The organism is Vibrio fortis (assembly GCF_024347475.1).
Taxonomy (GTDB): domain Bacteria; phylum Pseudomonadota; class Gammaproteobacteria; order Enterobacterales; family Vibrionaceae; genus Vibrio; species Vibrio fortis.
Genome location: NZ_AP025487.1, coordinates 3,255,393 through 3,262,072 on the forward strand (window position 1 = coordinate 3,255,393; position 6,680 = coordinate 3,262,072).

General features: G+C 46.0%; 8 protein-coding genes. All 8 read right to left on the bottom strand.

Features of this window, described 5'->3' with window-relative positions:
• Positions 1-42: 42 nt before the first annotated feature.
• The 8 genes from mnmE to OCV50_RS14590 all read right to left on the bottom strand — a co-directional run bounded on the left by mnmE (position 43) and on the right by OCV50_RS14590 (position 6,370).
• Positions 43-1,404: a tRNA uridine-5-carboxymethylaminomethyl(34) synthesis GTPase MnmE gene (gene mnmE, locus OCV50_RS14555; protein ID WP_239842996.1), complete on the bottom strand. Its 1,362-nt coding sequence runs from the start codon at positions 1,402-1,404 to the stop codon at positions 43-45.
• A 138-nt stretch (positions 1,405-1,542) separates the two neighbouring features.
• The gene (yidC, locus tag OCV50_RS14560) at positions 1,543-3,162 is read right to left on the bottom strand and encodes a membrane protein insertase YidC (protein WP_239842997.1); all 1,620 of its coding nucleotides are present in this window, start codon (positions 3,160-3,162) and stop codon (positions 1,543-1,545) included.
• Positions 3,163-3,164: 2 nt separating this feature from the next.
• On the bottom strand, positions 3,165-3,422 hold the full coding sequence (gene yidD, locus OCV50_RS14565) for a membrane protein insertion efficiency factor YidD (protein WP_004735802.1): 258 nt from the start codon (positions 3,420-3,422) through the stop codon (positions 3,165-3,167).
• Positions 3,389-3,712 (bottom strand): ribonuclease P protein component, encoded by a 324-nt coding sequence (gene rnpA, locus OCV50_RS14570; protein WP_032548627.1) that lies wholly within the window; start codon positions 3,710-3,712, stop codon positions 3,389-3,391. Before rnpA ends, yidD begins: the two co-directional genes overlap by 34 nt.
• Positions 3,713-3,757: 45 nt before the next feature.
• Positions 3,758-3,892, bottom strand: coding sequence for a 50S ribosomal protein L34 (gene rpmH / locus OCV50_RS14575; RefSeq protein WP_004735800.1), 135 nt, complete (start codon positions 3,890-3,892; stop codon positions 3,758-3,760).
• 206 nt (positions 3,893-4,098) lie between these two features.
• A complete protein-coding gene (locus OCV50_RS14580) occupies positions 4,099-4,836 on the bottom strand; it encodes an amino acid ABC transporter ATP-binding protein (protein WP_239842998.1) in 738 nt (245 codons plus the stop codon).
• The gene (locus OCV50_RS14585; RefSeq protein WP_004739268.1) at positions 4,833-5,504 is read right to left on the bottom strand and encodes an amino acid ABC transporter permease; all 672 of its coding nucleotides are present in this window, start codon (positions 5,502-5,504) and stop codon (positions 4,833-4,835) included. The genes OCV50_RS14580 and OCV50_RS14585 overlap by 4 nt, the downstream gene beginning before the upstream one ends.
• Before the next feature lie 119 nt (positions 5,505-5,623).
• Positions 5,624-6,370 carry an amino acid ABC transporter substrate-binding protein gene (locus OCV50_RS14590; protein ID WP_239842999.1) on the bottom strand — a complete coding sequence of 249 codons (747 nt, stop codon included), beginning with the start codon at positions 6,368-6,370 and terminating at the stop codon, positions 5,624-5,626.
• Positions 6,371-6,680 lie beyond the last annotated feature (310 nt).

Sequence of the window (6,680 nt, forward strand, 5' to 3'; positions counted from 1 at the left end):
ATATTTCCTTGTAAAAAGGGCGAGCTATGCTCACCCTTGTTTTTATTTACCAATACAGAAAGAAGAGAAGATGCGACCGAGTAGGTCATCTGAACTGAATTCACCGGTAATCTCGTTAAGATGCTGCTGAGTAATGCGCAGCTCTTCTGCCAAGATTTCACCCGCCATATAACCTTCAAGTTGTTGCTGGCCAATATCCAAGTGCTCTGACGCTCGTTCAAGTGCATCAAGGTGACGTCGGCGTGCCATAAAGCCGCCCTCATGGCCACCAGCAAAGCCCATACACTCTTTTAGATGGTTGCGAAGGGAGTCAATGCCTTGGCCTGTTTTCGCCGATAGACGGATAAGAGTAGGGTCGTTCACATGACAGATCCCCAGCTCTTCGCCAGTTTGGTCTGCTTTATTTCGGATTACCGTCATACCGATTTTTGCGGGTAGGCGATCAACAAAATCAGGCCAGATGTCTTTCGGGTCGGTTGCGTCGGTCGTTGTACCATCCACCATAAATAGCACACGGTCAGCCTGTTCAATCTCTTCCCAAGCGCGCTCAATACCGATTTTTTCGACTTCGTCAGAGGCATCACGCAGACCTGCGGTATCGATGATGTGCAGTGGCATGCCATCAATGTGGATATGTTCACGCAGTACGTCACGTGTGGTACCAGCAATGTCAGTCACGATAGCGGATTCTTTACCAGATAGTGCGTTGAGTAGGCTAGATTTGCCGGCATTAGGACGACCTGCAATCACCACCTTCATACCTTCTCGCATGATCGCGCCTTGGTTAGCTTCTTGGCGAACCGCTTCCAAATTGTCGATGATTGCCTGTAAGTCAGCACTTACTTTGCCGTCGGCTAGGAAGTCGATCTCTTCTTCTGGAAAGTCAATTGCAGCCTCAACGTAGATACGTAAGTGGATCAGTGACTCCACCAGCGTATTGATGCGCTTTGAGAATTCACCCTGCAATGATTGTAGCGCCGACTTCGCGGCTTCTTCTGAACTCGCATCAATGAGGTCAGCAATCGCTTCTGCTTGGGTTAAGTCCATCTTGTCGTTCAAAAATGCACGCTCTGAGAACTCGCCTGGACGTGCAGCACGTACGCCCGAGATGGTAAGGATACGCTTGATCAACATGTCCATAACCACAGGACCACCGTGACCTTGAAGCTCAAGAACATCTTCGCCAGTGAAGGAGTGTGGGTTAGGGAAGTAAAGGGCAATACCTTGGTCCAACTCAATACCATCATGAGATTTGAATGGCAGGTATTCAGCGTAACGAGGTTTCAAAACCTTACCTGTAACCTCTAGAGCAACCTGTGCTGCCTGTGGGCCTGAAACGCGGATAATACCGACACCACCACGCCCGGGCGCGGTCGCTTGAGCAACAATCGTATCTGTAGTCATAGTTGTGCCTGCTAGCAAGTAAACGTCAAAAGGACGCTCACGATTAATCAATTAGCTGAATTGTAATCAGCCCAAAACAAAAAGGCGACCTTTTGGCCGCCTTTCTTTTAACTCTTAGTCTTACCGACTGCGTAATGCTTACTTAGAGTGTAAGCCTTTCTTCTCCAGCTGCTTGTAGATAAGCGTTTGCTGAATCAGAGTTACGATGTTCGATACTAGCCAGTAAAGAACCAGACCTGATGGGAAGAACAGGAAGAAGAATGTGAACATAACCGGCATGAAGGTCATGATCTTCTGCTGCATTGGATCCGTTACAGTTGTTGGGCTCATCTTCTGAATTAGGAACATTGAAGCACCCATTAGAAGTGGCAAGATGTAGTAAGGGTCTTGTGCTGAAAGGTCAGTAATCCAACCGAAGAACGGTGAGTGACGCAGTTCAACAGACTCCATTAGTGCCCAGTATAGAGAAATGAAGATAGGCATCTGTAGAAGGATAGGTAGACAGCCGCCTAGCGGGTTTACTTTCTCTTTCTTGTACAGTTCCATCATCTCTTGGCTCATGCGTTGACGGTCGTCGCCAATACGCTCACGCATTGCAGTCAGCTTAGGCTGAAGCATACGCATTTTCGCCATAGACGTGTACTGAGCTTTCGTTAGTGGGTACATAGCACCACGAACGATGAAGGTTAGGATGATGATCGCTACACCCCAGTTCGATACAAAGCCTTGGATGAACGAAAGCAGAGTATGAAGTGGTTTCGCGATGAACCATAGCCAGCCGTAGTCGACTACTAGGTCTAGGTTAGGTGCAACTTCAGCCATTTGGTCTTGAAGTTTTGGACCAACCCACAGTGTTGCTGTGAAGTTTGCTTGGTCGCCATTTGCAATCGTCTTGTTCGGCATGCGAACACCGATGTCGCCAAGGTTGCCAATCACACGAGTGTATAGGTTGCTGCCTGCTTCGTCGCGTGGGATCCAAGCACTTGCAAAGTAGTGTTGAATCATCGCTGCCCAACCTTGACCGTTTGCTAGGTTAAGTGACAGGTTGCGATCTTGCATGTCGTCGAAGCTGTATTTTTTGTAACGCGTATCTTCCGTAGAGTAAGCACCACCACGGTAAGTCGGCATTGTTAGGCTACCACCGTCATCCATTACGTTTTGACGTAGGTGAGCGTACATACCAAATGTTGCGTTGTTGCCTGAGTTGTTCACGACATCGTATTCAACATCAATCGCGTAGCTGCCGCGCTTAAGGATGAATGTTTTCGTGTAATCAAGGCCATTCGCTTGGTAAGTCATTGGAATGCGCAGTTCATCTTGACCGTCCGCCAGTGTGAAGCTGTCAGCTGAAACTGTGTAGCTTGGGCGGTTAGTGCTGCTTAGGTCGATACCTTGTGGGCCAACAAGACCACTTTGAGCGATGAACTGGTGACCAGGTTCGTTCTTAAGTAGAACAAAGCTGTCATCTGAATCGTATTCAGCAGAGTAGTCATTAAGACTTGCTGATACCACGTCGCCACCAACCGTATCAATTGACAGAGTCAGTACATCAGTGGTTACTGTGATAGCTTTTGCTGAAGCAACTTGACCCGGAGCTGGATCTAGGTCGTCTGCATAAGATGGCGCTGGTAGAGTGCTGCCAGATTGTGCCTGCTCAACCGCTTGTGGTGCTGGATTCTTCGCTACGTTCCACTGTTGGAAAAGTAAGAAAGATACCAAAGCCAGTGCGATTAACAGGATATTACGTTGAGAATCCATCGTTATTTATCTCTGTCTTGTTTTTGGACTGGTGGAACGGGGTCAAAGCCCCCTTCGTTCAAAGGATGGCATTTTAATAGACGTTTGCCTGATAACCAACACCCTTTTACAAAACCGTGAGCTTTCAACGCTTCTATCGCATATAAAGAGCAGGTTGGAGTAAATCGGCAGCGAGGGCCAATGAGTGGACTAATGAACCATCTATAAAAATAGATAGGTATTAGCGCTATCCACGCGAAGGGCGAGACAGGCGAAGCCATAATTTGTCTAATAATTTGAACATTTCTTCATTGCTCAAATCTTGCGCGCTCTTTTTAGCAATAACAACAAAATCTTTGTTAGGAAGTTTATGTTGATTGTTACGAAAGCTTTCACGGCATAGACGCTTAAATTTATTGCGACCAACGGCGGTTTTAATCTGCTTTTTCGGAACGGCTAATCCAAGACGAGGATTTGAAAGAGAGTTTTTACGAGCAATGATGGTGAAATGAGGGGAGCCAGCTCGATGAGCTTGCTTGAAGACATTTTGATAATGTTCGGGAGTTAACAAGCGTAACTCCCGACCGAAGGCTAGCTTTTTCAAAATAATCAAAGATTACTTAGAAAGACGCTTACGGCCTTTTGCACGACGTGCATTGATTGTTGCGCGACCGTTCTTAGTAGCCATGCGAGCACGGAAACCGTGAGTACGCTTACGCTTTAGAACTGTAGGTTGAAAAGTGCGTTTCATTGTAATTACCTTACTGATCAGTAGTTTTAGGTTTTTGTTAAACCCGGCGTGGGCATTGTTTCCCTCTTTATATAAAGAAAGGAGAACCGACGCCTCTCAACAAAGAGGCGGAATTGTAATCACTGTCACAAAAAGTGTCAATGATTGGGTTAACTAAAATTCCGGTCGGGGGATTATACGTAGAATCTCCAAAATCTCAAGGATCCTTACTCGATCCCAACCTTATTTAAGAATTTTTTTAATTTAGGATCTTGTGGATTACCAAAAATATCCTGTGGAGATCCTTGCTCGACAATATGGCCATCTGCCATGAAGATCACGCGATCCGCGACCTCTCTTGCGAACTGCATTTCATGGGTAACCACCAGCATGGTTTGATGCTGATTTGCCAATTTTTTCATTAGGTTAAGCACTTCTCCCACCCATTCAGGATCGAGCGCTGAAGTGGGCTCATCGAACAAAAGTAGCTCAGGTTGAAGGGCCATAGCGCGGCCAATACCAACACGTTGCTGCTGGCCGCCTGATAGCGCTGCTGGGTAGCTATCAGCCTTATCGCCAAGGCCAATATCATCCAGTATTTGTTGCGCCTTTTCATAGGCTTGCTGCTTCTTCCAACCACGTACCGTGATCAAACCTTCGGCGATGTTTTGCTTGGCGGTTTGGTGAGCAAAGAGTGCGTAATTTTGAAATACAAAACCAGTCTTACGGCGCAGTGCGAGTACCTCAGCTTTAGTGTGGTTCTGTACATCTACCTTGATGTCATCAATCGCAATCGAGCCTTGATCGGCATGCTCTAGAAAGTTCACACAGCGTAGTAGGGTAGACTTACCAGTACCGCTTGAACCTATGATAACGATAATCTCACCTTGTTGGATTTCTAGGTCGATCCCTTTAAGAACTTCGGTGTCACCGAACTGCTTGTGGATATTTTCTAATTTGATCATCGTACGTACGCCTTATTCAGTTTCACTTCGGCCCAAATTTGAATGCGAGTTAGAATCACCACCACACCCCAGTAGATAAGTGCGACGGCAAGGAAAGCCTCAAAGAAGCGGAAGCTTGAAGAGGCCTCCATTTGCGCTTTAGCCATAATCTCAGCCACACCAAGTGTGAAGGCGAGAGACGTCGACTTAATCATATCAATGAAGTAGTTCATCAATGATGGTAGAGCCACTCGTGTTGCTTGTGGAAGAATCACACGACGCATTGCCTGACTGGTCGTCATACCTACCGAGAGGCTCGCTTCCATCTGGCTGCGATCAATACCAATAATCGCGGCACGAATACTTTCCGCCATGTAGGCTGCAAAGTGAAGGGTTAGGCCAATCACGGCAGCGCTGAATGCATCTAGCCCTACCATCCATGGGAATACCTGGGGTAAGCCGTAATAAAGGAGGAACAGCTGAACCAGCAGCGGTGTGCCACGGAAGAAACTAATATAAAGCTGGCTGAGTTGGTCGAGTACTGGGATTTTGAATACACGAATGTTTGCCAGTATTACAGACAGGATCAAGGCAAAAAATAGACCCCAGATAGCCATCTCCATGGTCGTGCCCAGATACTTCAGTAGTATCGGTAGCAGCTCCAGCATGTAATTAAAGTCGAATCCCATAATCTATCTCGTTTGTTTATGTCAGGCGTTGGGTAATGTGTCGTAGTTATTGAATGGTAAAAAAGAAAAACCCACTGCAGAAAAAAGCAGTGGGTTATGGTGTCTAGAGTGAGTGATTACTATTTAGTAATGTCAGCACCGAACCATTTCTCAGAGATTTTCTCTAGCGTACCGTCTGCACGCATTGCTGCAAGTGCTGCGTTTACTTCAGCTTGAAGTTTTTTACCATTGTCGTTGTCAACGAACGGCCATGCGTTTTCGATGGTTTCGAAAGGTTGACCAGCCAGTTGTAATGGTAGACCTGTTTTCTTGATCAGCTCTAGTGCTGATAGGCGATCCATAACAAACGCGTCAGCGCGACCCAGTGCAACATCGTGCTCAATACCAGTGTCGTAAGTCTTTACGTTGATCTTGCCGTCTTTGTCGTAGTTACGTAGCAATTGTTCAAAGTTTGAGCCTAGGTTAACTGCAACCGTTTTGCCTTCTAGGTCTTCAATACCTTTAATGCTGTCGTTACCTTTGCGTACAGTAATTTGTGCGCCATCAACCACGTACGGGTCAGCAAATAGGTATTTTGCCTTACGTGCGTCTGTCATTGTGATTTGGTTTGAGATCGTATCAATACGACCTGTTTCAAGAAGACCGAATAGACCAGAGAAGTTCGCTGTAACGTACTCCACTTTGTAGTCATTGCGTTTACCAATTTCATCCCACAGGTCCACTTCAAAGCCTTGTAGCTTATCTTGCTTCACAAACGTGAACGGGAAATAACGGCCAGACATGCCTACTTTAACTTCAGTAGCAGCTTGAACAGTAGCAGCAGATAGTGCGATAGCCGCAATTGCAGCTTTAACCCAGTTTTTCATTTGGTAACTCCTTATCATTATGGGGTGAGATGTTACTGGGAAAACAGTCAATAGAATAAATAACCAGATGTTATTAACCATAACCAGATTGAATTCTGAATTTGGGGATAACTAGACAAGATCCGGGCATAAGTGGATCATTATGTGAGTAAATTTGGGGCAATTTGTGTGGATCCAGACATTTTGGCTAAAATTATTGTGAATAACTTGGATCTTATTCACTGGATCCGCGATCAATTGCTGGCGATCTGATTTATCAACAGGTAAAATTGCCCGTCATTTCAAATAACTTAAATAGAGTGGGGGCACC

Bases quoted from the DNA above. Each gene is read 5' to 3' on its own strand.
- mnmE (WP_239842996.1), bottom strand. From the start codon at position 1,404: ATGACTACAGATACGATTGTTGCTCAAGCGACCGCGCCCGGGCGTGGT.
- yidC (WP_239842997.1), bottom strand. From the start codon at position 3,162: ATGGATTCTCAACGTAATATCCTGTTAATCGCACTGGCTTTGGTATCT.
- yidD (WP_004735802.1), bottom strand. From the start codon at position 3,422: ATGGCTTCGCCTGTCTCGCCCTTCGCGTGGATAGCGCTAATACCTATC.
- rpmH (WP_004735800.1), bottom strand. From the start codon at position 3,892: ATGAAACGCACTTTTCAACCTACAGTTCTAAAGCGTAAGCGTACTCAC.
- OCV50_RS14580 (WP_239842998.1), bottom strand. From the start codon at position 4,836: ATGATCAAATTAGAAAATATCCACAAGCAGTTCGGTGACACCGAAGTT.
- OCV50_RS14585 (WP_004739268.1), bottom strand. From the start codon at position 5,504: ATGGGATTCGACTTTAATTACATGCTGGAGCTGCTACCGATACTACTG.
- OCV50_RS14590 (WP_239842999.1), bottom strand. From the start codon at position 6,370: ATGAAAAACTGGGTTAAAGCTGCAATTGCGGCTATCGCACTATCTGCT.